General features: G+C 53.3%; 16 protein-coding genes. 4 read left to right on the top strand and 12 right to left on the bottom strand.

The window, feature by feature from the left end; genetic code table 11:
* Position 1 precedes the first annotated feature (1 nt).
* Together scpB and HV037_RS04700 are read left to right on the top strand one after the other, a co-directional pair.
* Positions 2-787, top strand: coding sequence for a methylmalonyl-CoA decarboxylase (gene scpB / locus HV037_RS04705; protein WP_049041966.1), 786 nt, complete (start codon positions 2-4; stop codon positions 785-787).
* A 24-nt stretch (positions 788-811) separates the two neighbouring features.
* Positions 812-2,278, top strand: coding sequence for an acetyl-CoA hydrolase/transferase family protein (locus HV037_RS04700; RefSeq protein ID WP_103284198.1), 1,467 nt, complete (start codon positions 812-814; stop codon positions 2,276-2,278).
* Here the strand turns inward: HV037_RS04700 and HV037_RS04695 are convergent.
* From HV037_RS04695 to argO, 3 genes are all read right to left on the bottom strand, one after another.
* Positions 2,275-3,171, bottom strand: a complete 897-nt coding sequence (locus HV037_RS04695; protein ID WP_103284199.1) for a LysR family transcriptional regulator — start codon at positions 3,169-3,171, stop codon at positions 2,275-2,277. The two genes, HV037_RS04700 and HV037_RS04695, sit on opposite strands and share 4 nt — an antisense overlap.
* Before the next feature lie 186 nt (positions 3,172-3,357).
* On the bottom strand, positions 3,358-4,080 hold the full coding sequence (locus HV037_RS04690; RefSeq protein ID WP_029139653.1) for an oxidative stress defense protein: 723 nt from the start codon (positions 4,078-4,080) through the stop codon (positions 3,358-3,360).
* Positions 4,081-4,173: 93 nt separating this feature from the next.
* Entirely contained in the window at positions 4,174-4,809 is a 636-nt protein-coding gene (argO, locus tag HV037_RS04685) for an arginine exporter ArgO (RefSeq protein WP_016157426.1), read from the bottom strand.
* Positions 4,810-5,009: 200 nt separating this feature from the next.
* Between argO and dctP the strand changes: the two genes are divergently transcribed.
* Positions 5,010-6,056 carry a TRAP transporter substrate-binding protein DctP gene (gene dctP / locus HV037_RS04680; protein ID WP_016157427.1) on the top strand — a complete coding sequence of 349 codons (1,047 nt, stop codon included), beginning with the start codon at positions 5,010-5,012 and terminating at the stop codon, positions 6,054-6,056.
* Positions 6,057-6,097: 41 nt separating this feature from the next.
* Here the strand turns inward: dctP and HV037_RS04675 are convergent, their stop codons facing one another.
* The 6 genes from HV037_RS04675 to HV037_RS04650 form a co-directional block, all read right to left on the bottom strand.
* The gene (locus HV037_RS04675) at positions 6,098-6,958 is read right to left on the bottom strand and encodes a small-conductance mechanosensitive channel MscS (RefSeq protein ID WP_016154372.1); all 861 of its coding nucleotides are present in this window, start codon (positions 6,956-6,958) and stop codon (positions 6,098-6,100) included.
* Positions 6,959-7,085: 127 nt separating this feature from the next.
* On the bottom strand, positions 7,086-8,018 hold the full coding sequence (gene allS / locus HV037_RS04670) for an HTH-type transcriptional activator AllS (protein ID WP_032931810.1): 933 nt from the start codon (positions 8,016-8,018) through the stop codon (positions 7,086-7,088).
* Positions 7,936-8,808 carry a DUF2877 domain-containing protein gene (locus HV037_RS04665; protein ID WP_016154374.1) on the bottom strand — a complete coding sequence of 291 codons (873 nt, stop codon included), beginning with the start codon at positions 8,806-8,808 and terminating at the stop codon, positions 7,936-7,938. The genes allS and HV037_RS04665 overlap by 83 nt, the downstream gene beginning before the upstream one ends.
* Before the next feature lie 110 nt (positions 8,809-8,918).
* On the bottom strand, positions 8,919-10,181 hold the full coding sequence (locus HV037_RS04660; RefSeq protein WP_046274943.1) for a DUF1116 domain-containing protein: 1,263 nt from the start codon (positions 10,179-10,181) through the stop codon (positions 8,919-8,921).
* A gap of 16 nt (positions 10,182-10,197) precedes the next feature.
* Positions 10,198-11,859: an acyl-CoA synthetase FdrA gene (locus HV037_RS04655; protein WP_103284200.1), complete on the bottom strand. Its 1,662-nt coding sequence runs from the start codon at positions 11,857-11,859 to the stop codon at positions 10,198-10,200.
* Positions 11,860-11,872: 13 nt separating this feature from the next.
* Positions 11,873-13,096: an MFS transporter gene (locus tag HV037_RS04650; protein WP_103284201.1), complete on the bottom strand. Its 1,224-nt coding sequence runs from the start codon at positions 13,094-13,096 to the stop codon at positions 11,873-11,875.
* Positions 13,097-13,434: 338 nt separating this feature from the next.
* Between HV037_RS04650 and HV037_RS04645 the strand changes: the two genes are divergently transcribed.
* Positions 13,435-14,340: a carbamate kinase gene (locus HV037_RS04645; RefSeq protein WP_103284202.1), complete on the top strand. Its 906-nt coding sequence runs from the start codon at positions 13,435-13,437 to the stop codon at positions 14,338-14,340.
* Between the two features lie 48 nt (positions 14,341-14,388).
* On the opposite strand, the gene fbaA is transcribed toward HV037_RS04645, so the two are convergent.
* The 3 genes from fbaA to epd all read right to left on the bottom strand — a co-directional run bounded on the left by fbaA (position 14,389) and on the right by epd (position 17,788).
* A complete protein-coding gene (gene fbaA, locus HV037_RS04640) occupies positions 14,389-15,468 on the bottom strand; it encodes a class II fructose-bisphosphate aldolase (RefSeq protein WP_003027029.1) in 1,080 nt (359 codons plus the stop codon).
* A gap of 88 nt (positions 15,469-15,556) precedes the next feature.
* The gene (gene pgk, locus HV037_RS04635) at positions 15,557-16,720 is read right to left on the bottom strand and encodes a phosphoglycerate kinase (RefSeq protein WP_003027032.1); all 1,164 of its coding nucleotides are present in this window, start codon (positions 16,718-16,720) and stop codon (positions 15,557-15,559) included.
* A 39-nt stretch (positions 16,721-16,759) separates the two neighbouring features.
* Complete coding sequence (gene epd, locus HV037_RS04630) at positions 16,760-17,788, bottom strand: erythrose-4-phosphate dehydrogenase (protein ID WP_016154379.1); 1,029 nt, start codon at positions 17,786-17,788, stop codon at positions 16,760-16,762.
* Between the last annotated feature and the right edge of the window lie 73 nt (positions 17,789-17,861).

The raw sequence follows: 17,861 nt of genomic DNA, 5'->3' as shown, positions 1-17,861 counted from the left end.
TATGTCTTATCAATACGTCAACGTGGTCATCATCCAGAAAGTCGCGGTCATTGAGTTCAATTACGCCCGCAAGCTCAATGCCCTGAGCAAAGTGTTTATTGACGATCTGATGCAGGCGCTGAGCGACCTCAATCGTCCGGACATTCGCTGCATCATTCTGCGCGCCCCGAGCGGGGCCAAAGTGTTCTCTGCCGGGCATGATATTCATGAGCTCCCCACCGGACGTCGCGATCCGCTCTCTTATGACGATCCGCTGCGTCAGATAACTCGCATGATCCAAAAATATCCGAAGCCGGTGATCTCCATGGTTGAAGGCAGCGTCTGGGGCGGCGCGTTTGAGATGATCATGAGTTCCGATCTGATCATCGCAGCCAGTACGTCTACCTTCTCCATGACCCCGGTCAACCTCGGCGTGCCCTATAACCTGGTGGGCATCCACAACCTGACCCGTGACGCTGGTTTTCACATCGTTAAGGAGCTGATTTTTACCGCCTCGCCCATCACCGCTCAACGCGCTATGGCGGTCGGAATCCTCAACCATGTCGTTCCAACCGAGGAACTGGAAGATTTCACCCTGCAAATGGCGCATCACATCTCGGAAAAAGCACCGCTGGCAATCGCCGTCATCAAAGAAGAACTGCGCGTGTTGGGCGAAGCACACACCATGAACTCTGACGAATTCGAGCGCATTCAGGGCATGCGCCGCGCGGTGTATGACAGCGAGGATTATCAGGAAGGGATGAACGCGTTTATGGAAAAACGTAAACCTAATTTTGTTGGCCATTAATCAAGTCCGACGAAGGAGACGGCCATGAAACGGATGAGCGCCGAACAGGCGGCAGAAATTATCCAGCACGATGATATGGTGGCGTTCAGCGGCTTTACCCCCGCGGGTTCGCCAAAAGCGTTACCCACCGCAATTGCCCAACGCGCCTGCGAACGGCATCAGGACGGGCAGCCTTTTCAGATCCGCCTGTTGACCGGGGCGTCAATTGGCGCCGCCGCTGATGATGCACTATCCGCGGCGGATGCCGTTTCCTGGCGTGCGCCTTATCAAACCTCATCTGGCCTGCGCGAGAAAATTAACCAGGGCCAGGTAAGGTTTGTCGATCTCCATTTGAGCGAGGTCGCGCAGATGGTTAATTACGGCTTTTTTGGCGAAATCGATGTTGCCGTCATTGAAGCTTCCGCCATTGCGCCGGATGGCCGGATTTGGCTTTCCAGCGGTATTGGCAATGCGCCTACCTGGCTGCTGCGGGCGAAAAAGGTGATTATCGAGCTGAATCATTACCATAATCCGCGCGTGGCTGAGTTTGCCGACATCGTAATACCCGGCGCACCGCCGCGGCGTAACAGCGTGCCCATATTTCATACCATGGATCGCGTGGGCAGTCAGTGCGTGCAGATAGACCCCAGGAAAGTGGTCGCGGTGGTGGATACCGAGCTGCCCGATGCCGGGAATGTGTCGGATAAAACCAATCCGGTCAGCCAACAAATTGCCGATAACGTCGTCACTTTCCTACTGGCAGAAATGGCGCACAAACGCATTCCAGCAGAGTTTCTGCCCTTACAAAGCGGCGTGGGCAATATCAATAACGCGGTAATGGCGAGACTGGGAGAGAATCCGGATATCCCGCCCTTTATGATGTATTCAGAGGTGTTACAGGAATCGGTGGTGCATCTGCTGGAAACGGGCAAGATCACCGGTGCCAGCGCCTCCAGCCTGACCATCTCAGCCCCGTCGCTACAGAAGATTTACGACAACATGGACTTCTTCGCCAGCCGAATTGTGCTGCGCCCGCAGGAGATCTCCAATAACCCAGAAATCATCCGTCGGCTGGGGGTCATTGCACTCAACGTTGGGCTTGAGTTTGATATCTACGGCCATGCCAATTCCACGCACGTTGCGGGCGTGAACCTGATGAACGGTATCGGCGGCAGCGGGGATTTCGAGCGCAACGCCTATCTGTCTATCTTTATGGCGCCGTCGATTGCCAAAGGCGGGAAAATCTCAACCATCGTGCCGATGTGCAGCCATGTCGACCACAGCGAACATAGCGTTAAAGTGATCGTGACCGAACAAGGGATTGCCGATCTGCGTGGGTTATCTCCGATGCAGCGGGCGCACACGATTATCGATAACTGTGCGCATCCCCTTTACCGGGACTACCTGCACCGCTATCTGGAAAAAGCGCCCGGCGGGCATATCCATCACGATCTCAGCCATGCGTTCGATCTGCATCGCAACCTTCTCGAGACAGGATCGATGCTCGGTTAACTTGCCGTACCGTCACGATCTTCAGCAATATGCTGGAGCATGGTGCCGGTATAGCGATGATTTTTCAGCGAATAGAGAAACTCCTGCATATACATGGGGCTGCCGGGCGCGTCGAAATACTTTAGCGTCGACGGATTCACAAGCCGCCAGGCAAAATGAGGGATCACCGTCAAAAACTGCCCGCGCTCCACCGCGCTAATCTTGGCCATAAAGCTGTACGGACGGTAGATAATCGTCGGATTGATCCCACAGGGCCGCATATAAGCATCCAGCATCGCCTCAAAGTTGGCGCGATTCTGGAAGCGCATTTGCAGCCAGGGCAGCTCGCGCAGCAGATCCTGCGGCTGTTTCTCTTCGTAGCGCCGGGAAACGAGAAATCCCAGACGTAGCGGAGGCAGTTCGCTGATCGCCAGATTTTCCAACTCCTGTACGCGGGGAGAAACGTGCTGCGGCGAGATAATGAAATCAAGTTTGCGGTCGAACAGATTATCAATCACCCCATTCTCACTGAATTCAACGGCCTGGGCCGTAACGCCGTCATATTTATCGCCAAGGCTAATCAACTGGTCAAAAATAATCGTTGGATAAGTATTATCGATACCGATGACGATTTCCCGCGAGCGACAAGAGGCGTTATAGATTTCATTATCAATGGCAGAGAGGCGCTGGTAGACGGGAAACAGCTTCTGATACAGCTCCTGTCCGGCTTTATTCAGGCTGATGTTGTTATCTTTACGGGTAAACAGCGTATAGCCGATTTGATCTTCCAGTGCAGCAATGCTTTTACCGAAAGGCGATGCGGTCATATGTATTTTTTCTGCCGCTCTGGCGATGTTATTGGTTTGCGCCAGCAGAATGAAATTACGCATCTTTTTCGAGATAAAAATATCCATAGCGTCCCCTTAAAAATCGCTATGGCCTATCCTCATTACCACGAAAAAAAAGACTGAATGTGAGGTCTCATTTTTACAGTTGCTCACAGAAAAACCGGCTGGAATATTTTGTCGGCCTGATGAGACGCGTAAGCATCGCCATCAGGCTAAAAACTTGCCGGATGGCGACTTACGCCTATATCAAGACTACTTATTGGTTACTGTAGGCTCAATCTGGAAGACGACATCAACCTGATCGTCAAACTGAATAACCGGCTGTTCGTAGGTTTCCTGAGCGGAGGTTGCAGGCGCTGCATCTGCTTTCATCATCCGTACCATCGGGCTCGGTTGATAATTGGAAACGTGGTAACGCACACTGTAAACGGGACCCAGTTTGCTATTAAAGCCCGCGGCCAGCTGTTCAGCCTGATGAACAGCATCATCAATCGCCGCTTTACGCGCTTTGTCTTTGTAAGCATCCGGCTGGGCAACGCCCAGCGATACCGAACGAATCTCATTCAGACCGGCCTTCAGCGCGCCATCAAGCAGAGCGTTGAGTTTGTCCAACTGACGCAGCGTGACTTCAACGGTGCGCACTGCACGATAACCTTTGAGGATGCTTTTGCCGTTCTGGTAGTCGTAGTCCGGCTGCGTACGCAAGTTTGCAGCGCTAATGTCTTTCTTCGCTATCTGGTTCTGTTCAAGGAAAGACAGATATTGCGCCACGCGCTCATCGGCCTGCTTCTTCGCGGAAGCCGCATCCTTTGCAGCAACGTTCACTTCAATCGCCAGGGTGGCGATGTCTGGTGTTGCATCTACGCTTGCCGTTCCGGAAGTCACGATGTGCGGTCCATTTGGCAACTCATTTGCCTGTACCGATAGTGCGCTGAATCCGACTAATGCCGCCAGGGCCATTATTTTGAACTTCACGGTCGTTCCTCCATGTTTCATTAATTACCCCAAAACTCAGGGCACATGCAGGCAAGCTTAGCCGATCTCGCTGCGTTGTCCATCAGACAACACTTAGTTGAACAGCGCTTGAACGTGCGCAACACCTTCTTTTGCCAGCTGAAAAGCGATAAACCACATCACTAATCCTACCAGCGTATTGATGATGCGCTGTGCTTTCGCAGTTCGCAGACGCGGTGCCAGCCAGGCCGCCAGCAATGCCAGACCGAAGAACCACAGGAACGAAGCGCTGACGGTTCCCAGTGCAAACCAGCGTTTAGGCTCAACGTCCAGTTGTCCCCCCAGACTCCCGAGCACCACAAAAGTATCCAGGTAAACATGTGGGTTGAGCCATGTCACCGCCAGCATAGTGGCGATGATTTTCCAGCGCCCCTGCTTCATCACTTCGGCGCTGGCCAGTTCCAGATTACTGCTCATCGCCGTTTTTAGCGCACCGAATCCGTACCAGAGTAAAAATGCGACCCCGCCCCAGGTGACCAGCGCCATCAGCCATGGCGACTGCATCAGCAAGGCGCTACCGCCGAAGATACCCGCGCAAATCAGCACTAAATCACTGATAGCGCAGAGTAAAGCAATCATGATGTGATACTGACGACGGATCCCCTGATTCATCACGAAGGCATTTTGTGGACCAAGCGGAAGTATCATGGCTGCACCAAGCGCAAGCCCTTGAAAATAGTAGGATAACATGTAAAACATCTCACATAATTGTCTTGTGGGCAGACTATACTGCGCGGGATTCATTAGAGGAAATGGATAATATTAATCAGTAATTAGCATTATTAATAATACCGCGCACACTCCCCTCCATATTCAGTCTCTGACAATAGCGATTGTGCGTTACCCGAGGTATGCTGAAAGATAAATCTGTCTATACCAAAGGAATGGGTATGAAGCATAACGCGAACATTTTTCTCTTCTGTGCCTCGCTGATAGTTACCAGTTTGTGGCCCACTGTCGCCAGCGCAGACAGAACGCTGCGCTATACCGATCACGAGCCATATGGCAACATGCGTACCCGGCTCATAAAAGAGACTTTTTTTCGCGCGATCGAACAAGAGTCGCTTGGACGTTTGAAAATCGACGCTCACTGGAACGGCGAGCTGTCCACCAGCTATGACGCCTTAAAAACGATCGGCCAGGGCAGCGTGGCGGATATGGGGATCGTGGTCCCTGAGTACACGCCCGAACAACTGCCGCGACACCAGATTTTTAAGAGCTTTCCCCTCGGACCGGGTCGTGGTGAAGCGCAGGTTAACGCCTTTCAGCGGATTTTCCGCGAGTATCGCCAGTTTGGTCGCGAGCTGGAAAACAACAATCTGGTGAATCTTCAGTTTTTCCTCGGCTATCCGGTTGGATTTTTTACGACCAGGCCGAACGTCGATTTGGCACAGCTGAATGCAAGCCAATGGCGGACCGCCAGCTTTTGGCATCAATCATTTTTACGCAACGCGGGCGGCGTGCCGGTCAGCATGCCATGGAATGAAAAAATTACCGATGCGCTTCAGACCGGACAGCTTGACGGCCTGATGGTTAACCTCGACAGCGGAGATGATATCCATGCCCAGCGGGCGGCCCCCTATATTCAGCTCTCCCCTTCGCTCTGGCTCGGACACGTTTATCTTCTGGTGATGAATAAAGACGTCTGGGATAGCCTGGACGTGAAAGATCGCGCAGCCATCAATCGGGCCGCCGCCATGACGCAAAAGCGTATTGGCGCAGTGCAGGACGCAAGCCTGACCGCAATGGCGCAAAAGATGGCAAAAGAGGGCGCACACGTTCACTACCTGACCAACAGCGAGCTGAATGCGTGGCAAGCCGCTACCGGGTATCAGCACGTTCAGGCCGAATGGATTGCCCAACAGGAAAGTAAAGGAATAAACGATGTTGGCGAGCTGATGCAGGGTGTCAGCGCAATTCTTAACAAGACGAGATAAATCAATGCCCGCCTCTCTCTGGCGGGCGTTTTTAGCTGAAGTTACTCGGTCGCGTTCTCTTTCACGCGTTTAAAGTTCACATCCATCTGCGGGTACGGGAAGCTGATACCGTTGGCGTCAAACTCGCGCTTAATACGCTCCAGTACATCCCAGTAGACGCTTTGCAGATCGCTGCTGTTACTCCAGACACGTACGACGAAATTAATCGAGGAAGCGCCCAACTCATTCAGGCGTACCGTCATTTCACGGTCTTTTAGGATGCGATCTTCAGACTGGATGATATCAGTGAGGATTTTTTTCACCTGATCGATATCGGAGTCGTAGGCCACGCCGATAATAAATTCGTTACGACGGACCGGCTCGCGAGAGAAGTTAATGATGTTCCCGGCAATGATTTTACCGTTTGGGATCACCACAATCTTACCGTCTACGGTACGCATAGTTGTGGAGAAAATCTGCACGTTAAGCACGGTTCCCGCAACGCCGCCAAGGTCTACATATTCACCCGCGCGGAACGGACGGAACATCACCAGAAGCACGCCTGCGGCGAGGTTGGACAGCGACCCTTGCAGCGCCAGACCGACAGCCAAACCCGCGGCACCGAGAACGGCGATCACGGAGGCAGTTTGCACCCCAACGCGACCCAGCGCGGCAATCAGCGTGAAAGCGATAATACCGTAGCGCACCAGTGCAGAAAGAAAGTCGGCAACGGTGGCATCAATTTTACGCGCCAGCATCAGGCGATTAACGGTGTTGGATACGATGCGCGCCACGATCATACCGATAATGACAATCGCGATGGCCGCAACGATGTTGACGGCATAGCTCAACAGTAGCTCCTGATTGCGGACCAGCCAGGTGCCCGCACCGTTTATGCTGTCGACAACATTCAAATCTTCCATTCAATAGTCCTTGAGCATGTCAAAAAAATTACGAGATCAATCTCACGAAAACACCCTATTAAAGGTAAACAAAAAAGACCGAATCTGCCATTTTTTCAACATGATCCCTTAAAAAACCGCCGTAAACTCAGTTCTCCGCCGGTCGATCGACCATCCGCAGGAACCCGCTCACCAGAGAATCTTTTTGCTTAAAAATGTCCGCAATTTCACTGACCACCTTTCCGCTGCCCGCATTCTTCCAGGCAATCGAGAGCGGCGATGGCTGGCGCGGATTAATCACCTCACGGGCAACCAGTGCCCCGGATTCAACATAAGGACGACACATCCGCTCGGGTAAAAAACCGACGCCAAGCCCGCTTAAATGACAGGCCAGCTTAGTGCTGAGATCCGGCACTTTGATCTCCTTTTGTCCGCTAAGCAGCCAGGCGACGCGGCGCGTAAGCGTACGCGAGGTATCTTCAATATTGATAGCCGGATAGCGGCGCAGCATATCGTCTGACAGTACCGGCACTGGATGGCTGGCCAGCGGGTGATTTTGCGCTACCACAAACCGCCAACTGATATCTCCCAGCGGCAACAGAGAGATATTATTGGAGAGCGATTCCGATCCGGTGACGCCAATCGCCAATTGGAAATCGTCATACAGTAGCGAATCCCACACGCCCATATAGACCTGTCGGGAAATTTGAAATCGGGTGAAGGGAAATTGTTGGTGCAGCCAGGTCAGTAAATCTGCCGTGGTCTGCGGCTGGTACAGCAGATTGTTGATAACGATGTTCACCTGCCGTTCAACGCCCGCGTTGATCTGCTGAAGCTCGTCCGGCATTGCATCCAGCCAGTTAAGCCACTGTCGACAATGCTCAAGCAGATGTTGTCCGGCTAGCGTCAGACTGACGGAGCGGGTTGTACGTAAAAAGAGCTGCGTCCCCACCTGCTCTTCCAGCGTTTTAATGCGATAGCTAATCGCCGCGGGCGTTTTATGCAGGGAGCTGGCCGCGCGGGAAAAACTCTCCGTCTGTGCAACCCGAATAAAAGTGCGTATTGTTTCCTGATCGAGCATGCGTTCCCCTTGAGTCGACCACCTGTAACCACCGTTGCGCTATCGCGATTCCCAGCAATATGTCCGCCCCCGAGGAGTGCCCGACAGCAAGCAGGCGTCTGATTGCAGAATGCGGATCGCGTCCGGACTGTAAACCACGTATCACCTTCTGTAGCGGCGTTGAAAATTCGCCCACTCTGGCGCTGTTCAGATAGCTACAGCTTACTGACGTGGTGAGCGGCACAAGTTGCTCCGTCGGGGGTAAAAAATAGCGCAATTTGGCAGAAAGCCCCGCAGCATACAGCACAGCCAGCATCCCCGTCAGCATATCATCGCCGCTGGGCGTCAGTCCTGGGCCGTATCCGATCAGCCAGCGCCAGTCAGGCGTCACGCCACGATGCCAGCACTCAAGTTGCTCAATGATTTCAGGGTAGTGCAACATCGTATTGAGTGGCTGATTCAGCGCTCCGGAAAGACCACTGTGTTGAGTGCAAAAAGAGAGATCGACAGGGGCAAGTACGGCAGGATCCAGCGACATCCGGAGTGTGCGACGCGAGCAAAGCGCTATACCCTGTCCCCGCAGGATGCTCCCCTGTTTGATAAGTCGTTCAATATGCGCCACGCGGGAAAACTGTGTGGTGCTCAGCAGCATGCCCGTCGGTCCCATCCCCTTTCCGTAGCGAAACAGCGTCAACAGCTCGCCGTCAGGACGGCAAAAATTAATCGCCTGCGAGAAGCGGCTGTGCAACCTCCATTCGCCATCGGGAAGTCGATAAAAACCCGCGCTGGCTAATGCCTTAATCGTCACCATCGATACACTCCAGGACACTGGATGGCAGGGAGAGCGCCCGAGCCGGCCTACGGAATGAACTCATTCGCAGGCCGGATAAAACGCAACTGCGTCGCCTTCCGGCAACGTTGTTATGCCGTGATGTGATGCAGTTCCGCCAGCGCTTCAAGCGCTTTTTCAAAACAGAGCAGCGGTGCGCGAACGGTGCCCGCCCCCACCTGGCCGATCCCCGCATCCTTGTGAGCAATACCGGTGTTAATCAGCGGCGTAATCCCCGTTTCCACGACGCGACGGATATCCAGCCCCAGACATGCCCCTTTGAAATCCCATGACGGGATCTGGAACAGCGGATTGTTGGCAAGATAGATCTCCGCCATCTCTTCCGATGTCTCCAGCGCAGCCCCCATGCCACCCGCGCCAACGAAGCGCGTTACGCCCGGTGCGGCGATCATCGCAGCACCGCCAATCCCCAGCGTTTCCGTGATGGCACTGTCGCCGATATCCGGATTGGCATCAGTCTGGCTATAGCCGGTAAAGAACAGCCCCTGCGGCGTGTTCACCGGCGCGGTAAACCAACGATCGCCTGTGCCGCTCACGCGAATACCGAAATCACGGCCGTTACGCGTCATGGCGGTCACCACAGAACCTGCTTTAATTTCCGCCGACGCATCCATAACGGCTTTACTGTAGGCCATTGCCAGGTTAAGGAAGAACTGGTCGGTGACGCTCAGGAATTGCAACACCTCAATGATTTCCGCCTTCGGACGCGCCAGTCCGGCAATCACCGGAGAAAGCGTGCGTAGCAGCAGAGAAGAGGCCGCAATATTACGTTGGTGGAACTCATCGCCCATCGTGATAGCCTGCGCCATCAGTGCCGTCAGATCGACGCCGTTTTCCATCTGCGAGAGCGCTTCCTGCAATACCGGCGCCAGCGTATCACGCATCCAGCGCAGACGTTTCTGCACGTCATCGCCGTAAGCGCCAAAGCGCATCACTTTGCCGATCCCCTCATTGAGGTTGCAGCAGGCCTGATTGCCGTGGACGATATCACGCACGACCAGCACCGGCATATTGGCGGACGTAATACCACCCATCGGACCGACCGCGCCAACGTGGTGGCAAGGAATAAACTCGACCTCTCCCTGCTCCAGCATCCGCAGGGCATCTTCCTCCGTGACCGCCCAGCCTTCAAACAGCGATGCGCCAATACAGGCTCCGCGCATTGGGCCTGTCATCTCTCCCCAGGCAATCGGCGGACCAGCGTGCAGTAATTTGCGTCCAGAAGATAATTCGGCCACCGCTTCTTTTGCAGGACGCACGGCAACCCAGTGGGGGCGTGCAGCTTTAATTCGTTCGATAATGGCTTCGTTGGCCTGTGCAATAGATGAATACATATCCGTACCTCTGAACTTAATGTAACTGTTTGAGTAAGTTGGCAAGACGGGCGTTGCCACCGGCAACAGGCGCCCACTGATAATGCACAACCGGCGTACCGCTACTTTGCAGATCCAGCGCGAAGCTGCGCAATCCGGCGTTGATAACCTGTACGCCCGCAAGAAGCGCGCTATGCGTCTGTGGAATATTGTGATTCTGGTGATGCGTCAGGCTAACGGCGAGCAGTACCGCCTCTTCGAGGGTTTCTACCACGGCAACCCCGGCTTCACGGAGTTTCTCTTCCTGCTCGCTGCGGCCCTGCGGATCGCCCTCGGTTCCGGTCAGAGTAGCAATCACCACCAGCGGCGCAGTGCGTTTGGCGCGCACTTGATCTACCGCCTCAACAACCGCCCCCGCTGGATCGGCGCAGGCGCCATAGCCCAGTACGACATCCAGCAGCAGTACCCCGACATCCGGAAACGCGGCCAGTTTTTCGATTTCAATGCTGCGGGTGGTTGGGTCAATCATCGGATGCGGTCTGCCCAGGGTGTAGCTGTCGTCCCCGAGGTCGACAATACGATGACCACCGGCGTCCAGCATCACGCCCTGGTCGTGGCTTTCACTCACGGGAACCCCCAGCCCCGCTGAGAGCAGCATGGCGGCTTCCGCGGCCAGCGTCCCCCCGGCATACAGGCCGTAAATCCCTTTGCCTGCCACTTCCGGCTGAGCCCGTCTCTGCTGCGCCACGCGCATCAGCAGCACCGCCAGCCGCGCGGCATCAGAAAGTGAATTCGCCAGCCAGACGTTTCCTTCGCGACGCTGCTCCGGCTTGCTGCCCAGAAACAGCGCGACAACCGGTTTCCCCACCTTTTGCATCGCAGCAATAATGCGGGTTCGCACCTGCGGAGACGGCGGCTTGGAGACAAAAGCCATTACCCGCGTGGCATCATCCGCAGCCAGCATCTCCAGCGCGGTCAATGCGCTGATACCGCCCACGTCAGCGCTCAGGTCACGTCCCCCCAGGCCAATCGCATGGCTAATGCCCTGCTGATGCAGCGCAATCTGCGAGGTAATTTCCTGAATACCGGTGCCTGACGCGCCAATCACGCCAATCCCGCCTTCAGGCAGGACGTTGGCAAAAGCTAACGGGCTTCCGGCAATCATCGCCGTTCCGCAGTCTGGCCCCATGACGATCAGCCCGCGCTCGCGTGCCATGGTTTTCAGCTCAACTTCCTGCTCCAGCGATACGTTATCGGAAAACAACATGACGTTTTTATTGGCCTGCAACCCCTCTCTGGCAACAGATGCGGCATATTCTCCGGCGACGGAGACCAGCAGAAGATTGGCCTGAGGTAATTTCTGGCACGCGCTTTCGAAGCGGCGAGCTTTCACCAGTTGATGTGAACTCCCCGACGCGTTGGCGATCGCGCTTAGCTCTTTCTCCAGTTGCTCACGAATCAAATCCAGGATCTCAGGCCGCTCACCTTCGGTTCTGACCGCCACACAAATATCATTTGGCGTGGCATCGGCAAAGTCGTCGTGCCAGAACCCTGTGGAATCCAGCATCGATTTATTGGCTGGTGTTCCCATCATGACCGAAACCTGATCAACTTCCGGGCGCTCACTGAGTTTTCGGGAAATGATCATCAGGCTGACGGAATCCTGAAAACTTCCCTTTTTAATAAAGGCGTAAATCATTACCACTACCTCTTTATGTGCGTTGTTCTTTTAAAAACAGCATTGCGAATAAACCAATAGCCAGCAGTACGGCTGAAACATAGAAACTGGAAGCCAGGCTTCCGGTCATATCACGCGCAGCCCCGGCAATAATCGGTGCCAGAATGGATGAACTCATGCCGATAAAATTAAATAAGCCAAATGCGGTGCTGTAATTATTTTCATCCACGCTATCGGCTACCAGGGCAACCAGTACCGGATCCAGCGCCAGTTTACCCACCAGACCATAGACACACAGCGCAGTGATAACACCTGTCATATTCGGCATCCAAATAATTGACAACATGTTGATAATCGCGACCGGCACCAGGAACATAATTAAAGGTTTACGCTTGCCTAATTTGTCAGACAGGCTGGAGAATAGCAGCGCCCCAGGAATGGAAATCCAGGCCACCAGCGAAGAGATAAATCCGGTTTCGCTGCCAGCGATACCCCGTTCATTTTGCAGATAATAGGGAAGCCAGGTCAGGATAACGAAGAAACCGAACAGGCTACAGAACACCATAATATAGGTGATAATTAAATTACGGTTTTTCAGCAGATCGCTGAATTTACCCTTTTTAACCGGCGCGCCATCGGCGTCGGCAGTACGTTTCTTCTCTTTCACAAATAGCCAGATAGCCACCCCAACCAGCACGGATGGAACCGCCATCGCATAGAATGGCATCCGCCATGAATATCCCTGATCGTATACCAGCCAGCTTGAGGTCATCAGCCCCAGCGCAATACCAAAAGCCATACCGCTGTTGATGATTGCGCTGCCAAGAGAGCGGTACTTCTTCGGGATCTGCTCAGAGGAAAGACCGTATTGCGGACCATAATAGGTTCCTTCACCCGCCCCCGTCACCACGCGGGCAAACAGCAGGGTGTACCAACTTTTTGCCCAGCCGGTTACCGCGGTGAAAACACCAAAAAGAATAAACCCCGGAACCAGCACCTTTTTCTTACCAATTTTGTCACCCAGAATTCCGGCAGGTACCTGAAGTAATGCGTAAGAAAAATAGAACACAGAATTAAGAATACCCAATTGTGTGCCGCTTAAGCCAAATTCTTTTTCTAATTCGCCCATCACCGGATTGAGCACCGTGCGGTCGGCATACATAAAAATCCATCCCAGCCAGAACAGAAAAACGGTGACCCACCAGGCCGGTATTCCTCTTTTCTTTGTGGCCTCAGCCACTTCATATGAACCAGACATAATTAATCTCCCGGTAATCATTACCGCTGAATACCTCATGTTATCTGACAGAATACGTGAGGTTTGATGTTTTAACTGCGTCTACCATATCGGGGTAAAAATTCATTTCATTTGAACAAAATCACACAAAATCCATTGTTATAAATTTCTGGGAACTGGCCGCAACATTATTAAAAAAAGTCTAATAATCACTTTCAAAGCAATTTAAATAAAGAGACAGAAAACATCATTAATTATCGAGATATTTTTACAGGTATTTGAGTTGTCGACCTTATCACATAATAAAAGCGATAAAACGCTATGTTGACCACGAGATATTTTTCACAATGAGGTCATTAATGAAAAAGAAGATTGTCATTGCGCTTGGCGGCAATGCCTTATTACAGCGCGGAGAAATTTTGAGTGCAGAAAACCAGCAGCGTAGTATTCAGGTATTTGCCGAAATGGCATCCGAATTAGCCCGTGATTATCAACTGGTCATTGTTCATGGCAACGGTCCTCAGGTTGGTCTGCTGGCGCTACAGAACGCGGCTTACAAAGAGTCCCCGGCCTGGCCGCTGGACATTCTGGTTGCGGAAAGTCAGGGGATGATCGGTTTTGCCATTGCCCAGGCGCTGGCGTCATCCACGGGTAACGCGCCCGTGACGACGCTGATGACCCGCGTTGAGGTCGATCCGCAGGATGACGCTTTCTCAACCCCCAGTAAATATATCGGCCCCGTCTACCAGCCGGATCAACAGACAGAGCTGGAAGAACGCTATGGCTGGCAGATGAAAGCGGATGGGCAATATATTCGCCGCGTGGTTCCCTCCCCGACACCGCTAAAAATTCTCGACAGTGATGCCATCTGCACGTTGATGGATGCGGGACACATGGTGATTTGCTGTGGCGGTGGTGGTATTCCGGTCATTGCGCAAGGCGATGGCTATCAGGGAACCGAAGCCGTCATTGATAAGGATTTGACCGCTGCCGTGCTGGCGCAATCCATTAACGCTGACCACCTGCTGATCCTGACGGACGCCGATGCCGTGTATGAAAACTGGGGAACCCCCCAGGCGCGTGCGCTACGACATGTCACACCAGAAGAGCTGGCGCCGTTTGCCGCGCCTGACGGTGCAATGGGCCCGAAAGCGGCGGCGGTGATACAGTTTGTCAAACAGACCGGAAACGCAGCATTTATCGGCGCCCTGAAGGATGCGCCGCAGGTCCTGGCGGGTGAAAAAGGAACCTGCGTTATGCAGTAAAAAAAATGGCTTCCCAAAGGAAGCCATTTTTACTGTCCGCAGACGGAATTACAGAACGTCAACCGCGTTCAGTTCTTTGAAAGCCTGTTCCAGACGGGTGATCATAGTTGCCTGACCAGCACGCAGCCATACGCGCGGATCGTAGTATTTCTTGTTCGGCTGATCTTCGCCTTTCGGGTTACCCAACTGACCCTGCAAGTAAGCTTCGTTTGCTTTGTAGTAGTTCAGAACGCCTTCCCAGGTAGCCCATTGGGTATCGGTGTCGATGTTCATTTTCACTACGCCGTAGCTTACGGAGTCTTTGATTTCCTGAGCAGTAGAACCGGAACCACCGTGGAAGACGAAGTTCAGGCTGTTATGCGGCAGGTTATGTTTCTTAGAAACATAGTCCTGAGAGTCGCGCAGGATGGTCGGGGTCAGAACTACGTTACCCGGCTTGTAAACGCCGTGTACGTTACCGAAGGACGCTGCGATGGTGAAACGCGGGCTGATTTTGCTCAGCTCGGTGTATGCGTAGTCAACGTCTTCCGGTTGGGTGTACAGTGCAGAAGCGTCCATGTGGCTGTTGTCCACGCCGTCTTCTTCACCACCGGTGCAACCCAGTTCGATTTCCAGAGTCATGCCCATTTTGGACATGCGCGCCAGGTATTTGGAGCAGATTTCGATGTTCTCTTCCAGAGACTCTTCAGACAGGTCGATCATGTGAGAAGAGAACAGCGGTTTGCCAGTTGCTGCGAAGTGTTTTTCACCCGCGTCCAGCAGACCGTCGATCCACGGCAGCAGTTTCTTCGCGCAGTGGTCAGTGTGCAGGATAACCGGAACACCATAGTGTTCAGCCATCTGGTGAACGTGATGCGCACCAGAGATAGCACCCAGGATTGCAGCGCCCTGAGGAACGTCAGACTTCACGCCTTTACCCGCGATGAAAGAAGCACCACCGTTGGAGAACTGGACGATGACCGGCGCTTTAACTTTTGCAGCGGTTTCCAGAACGGCGTTGATGGAGTCGGTACCAACGCAGTTAACAGCTGGCAGAGCAAAGTTGTTTTCTTTAGCTACCTGGAAAACTTTCTGTACGTCATCACCAGTGATTACGCCTGGTTTTACGAAATCAAAAATTTTAGACATGTTGCGAGTCCTGTATCTTCGGCCTTGGAAAGGGGGCGCGCTCGACAGCGCGCTAATAATTGGGCAGGTTTCCCTGCCCATCAATGTCTTACTTTTTAGCACGCTCTTCGAGCATGGCTACTGCTGGCAGTACTTTGCCTTCCACGAATTCGAGGAATGCGCCGCCGCCAGTAGAGATGTAGGAGATTTTGTCAGCAATGCCGAACAGGTCGATTGCTGCCAGGGTGTCACCGCCGCCTGCGATAGAGAATGCTTCGCTGTCTGCGATAGCATTAGCAACGATTTCAGTACCTTTGCGGAAGTTCGGGAATTCGAACACGCCAACCGGGCCGTTCCACAGAATGGTTTTCGCATTCTTCAGAATGTCAGCCAGCTGCTGTGCAGAAGCGTCGCCGATATCCAGGATCTGCTCGTCTTCTTTTACATCGCTAACGGATTTAAGCGTAGCCGGTGCAGTTTCAGAGAATTCAGTCGCTACGCGAACGTCAGTCGGGACCGGGATATCGCAAGTCGTCAACAGACGCTTAGCTTCATCAACCAGGTCAGCTTCGTACAGGGATTTGCCGACGTTGTGGCCTTGAGCAGCAACGAAGGTGTTCGCGATACCACCACCAACGATCAGCTGGTCAGCGATTTTTGACAGAGAGTCCAGAACGGTCAGTTTGGTAGAAACTTTAGAACCACCAACGATAGCCACCATCGGACGAGCAGGTTCTTTCAGCGCTTTACCCAGCGCATCCAGCTCAGCAGCCAGCAGCGGACCAGCGCAAGCTACGTCGGCGAATTTACCGATACCGTGGGTAGAAGCCTGCGCACGGTGAGCAGTACCGAAAGCGTCCATTACGAATACGTCGCACAGCGCAGCGTATTTTTTGGACAGTGCTTCGTCGTCTTTCTTCTCGCCTTTGTTGAAGCGAACGTTTTCCAGAACAACCAGTTCACCGGCAGCGACTTCAACGCCGTCCAGGTAATCTTTTACCAGGCGAACCGGAGCAGACAGTTTGTCTTTCAGGTAGTTAACAACCGGCAGCAGAGAGAATTCTTCGTTGTACTCGCCTTCGGTAGGACGACCCAGGTGGGAAGTTACCATCACTTTAGCACCCTGTTTCAGGGCCAGTTCGATGGTCGGCAGGGAAGCACGGATACGCGCATCGCTGGTTACTTTCCCTTCTTTAACTGGTACGTTCAGGTCCGCACGGATAAAAACGCGTTTACCAGCCAGATCCAGATCGGTCATCTTAATTACAGACATGGTGAATCCTCTCGTTGATTCATAAAGTTTTGTCGACGCTCAAGCGTCGAGCCTGAAACCAATAGCAGCCATCGCTAACGTTGTGTCGAGCATACGGTTAGCAAAGCCCCATTCATTATCACACCAGACCAGCGTTTTGATCAGGTGAGCGCCACTCACGCGCGTTTGCGTACCATCAACGATGGCGCTGTGCGGGTCGTGGTTAAAATCTACAGAGACCAACGGTAATTCCGTATAGTCAACTATACCATGAAATGCACCTTGTGCTGCTTTTTGCAGCAACTGGTTGACTTCACTGGCTTTTACTGGTTTTTTCACCGTCACGCTTAAGTCGATCGCCGTCACATTTATGGTCGGTACACGCACCGCAATCGCTTCAAAACGATCGTTAAACTGCGGGAAAATTCGCGTGATGCCCGCCGCCAGTTTGGTATCAACCGGAATAATAGACTGGCTGGCCGCTCGCGTGCGACGCAGGTCAGGATGATAGGCATCAATAACCTGCTGATCGTGCATCGCGGAGTGGATCGTGGTGACGGTACCAGACTCAATGCCGTAAGCATCATCCAGCAATTTAATGACGGGTATTATGCAATTCGTGGTGCAGGAGGCGTTGGAAACGATCCGGTGTTCAGCGCGCAGCTGATCCTGATTAACGCCATACACAACGGTTGCGTCGATGTCGTGACTACCAGGATGTGAAAAGAGCACTTTTTTTGCACCTGCGGCAATATGCGCCTCGCCGTGTTCGCGGTTGCCGAAAACCCCCGTACAGTCCAGAACAACGTCGACACTCAGTTCGCGCCAGGGAAGCGCATCGAGCGTTCGCTCATGCAGAATGCGGATCGCGTCATCGCCAACGATGAGCTGGTCACGTTCCTGACGAACATCCCAGGCAAAACGTCCATGGCTGGTGTCATATTTCAACAAATGCGCCATGCCTGCAGCATCCGCCAGTTCGTTGATTGCCACCACGGTGATTTCCGCCCGACGCCCGGATTCATACAAAGCACGAACCACGTTGCGTCCGATGCGACCGAAACCATTAATCGCTACGCGTACGGTCATAGGTCTCCTGCAAGGATTTCTCAGAAACGATGTGGCAGACAGAGTAATGCAGCAAATCGCTCAGGGAAACCTT

Origin of the sequence: Citrobacter sp. RHBSTW-00017, from assembly GCF_013797615.1 — a bacterium.
In the GTDB taxonomy this organism is placed as follows: domain Bacteria; phylum Pseudomonadota; class Gammaproteobacteria; order Enterobacterales; family Enterobacteriaceae; genus Citrobacter; species Citrobacter braakii.
Note: the sequence above shows the minus strand (reverse complement) of the source record. Positions and strands in the feature narration are given on the sequence as shown.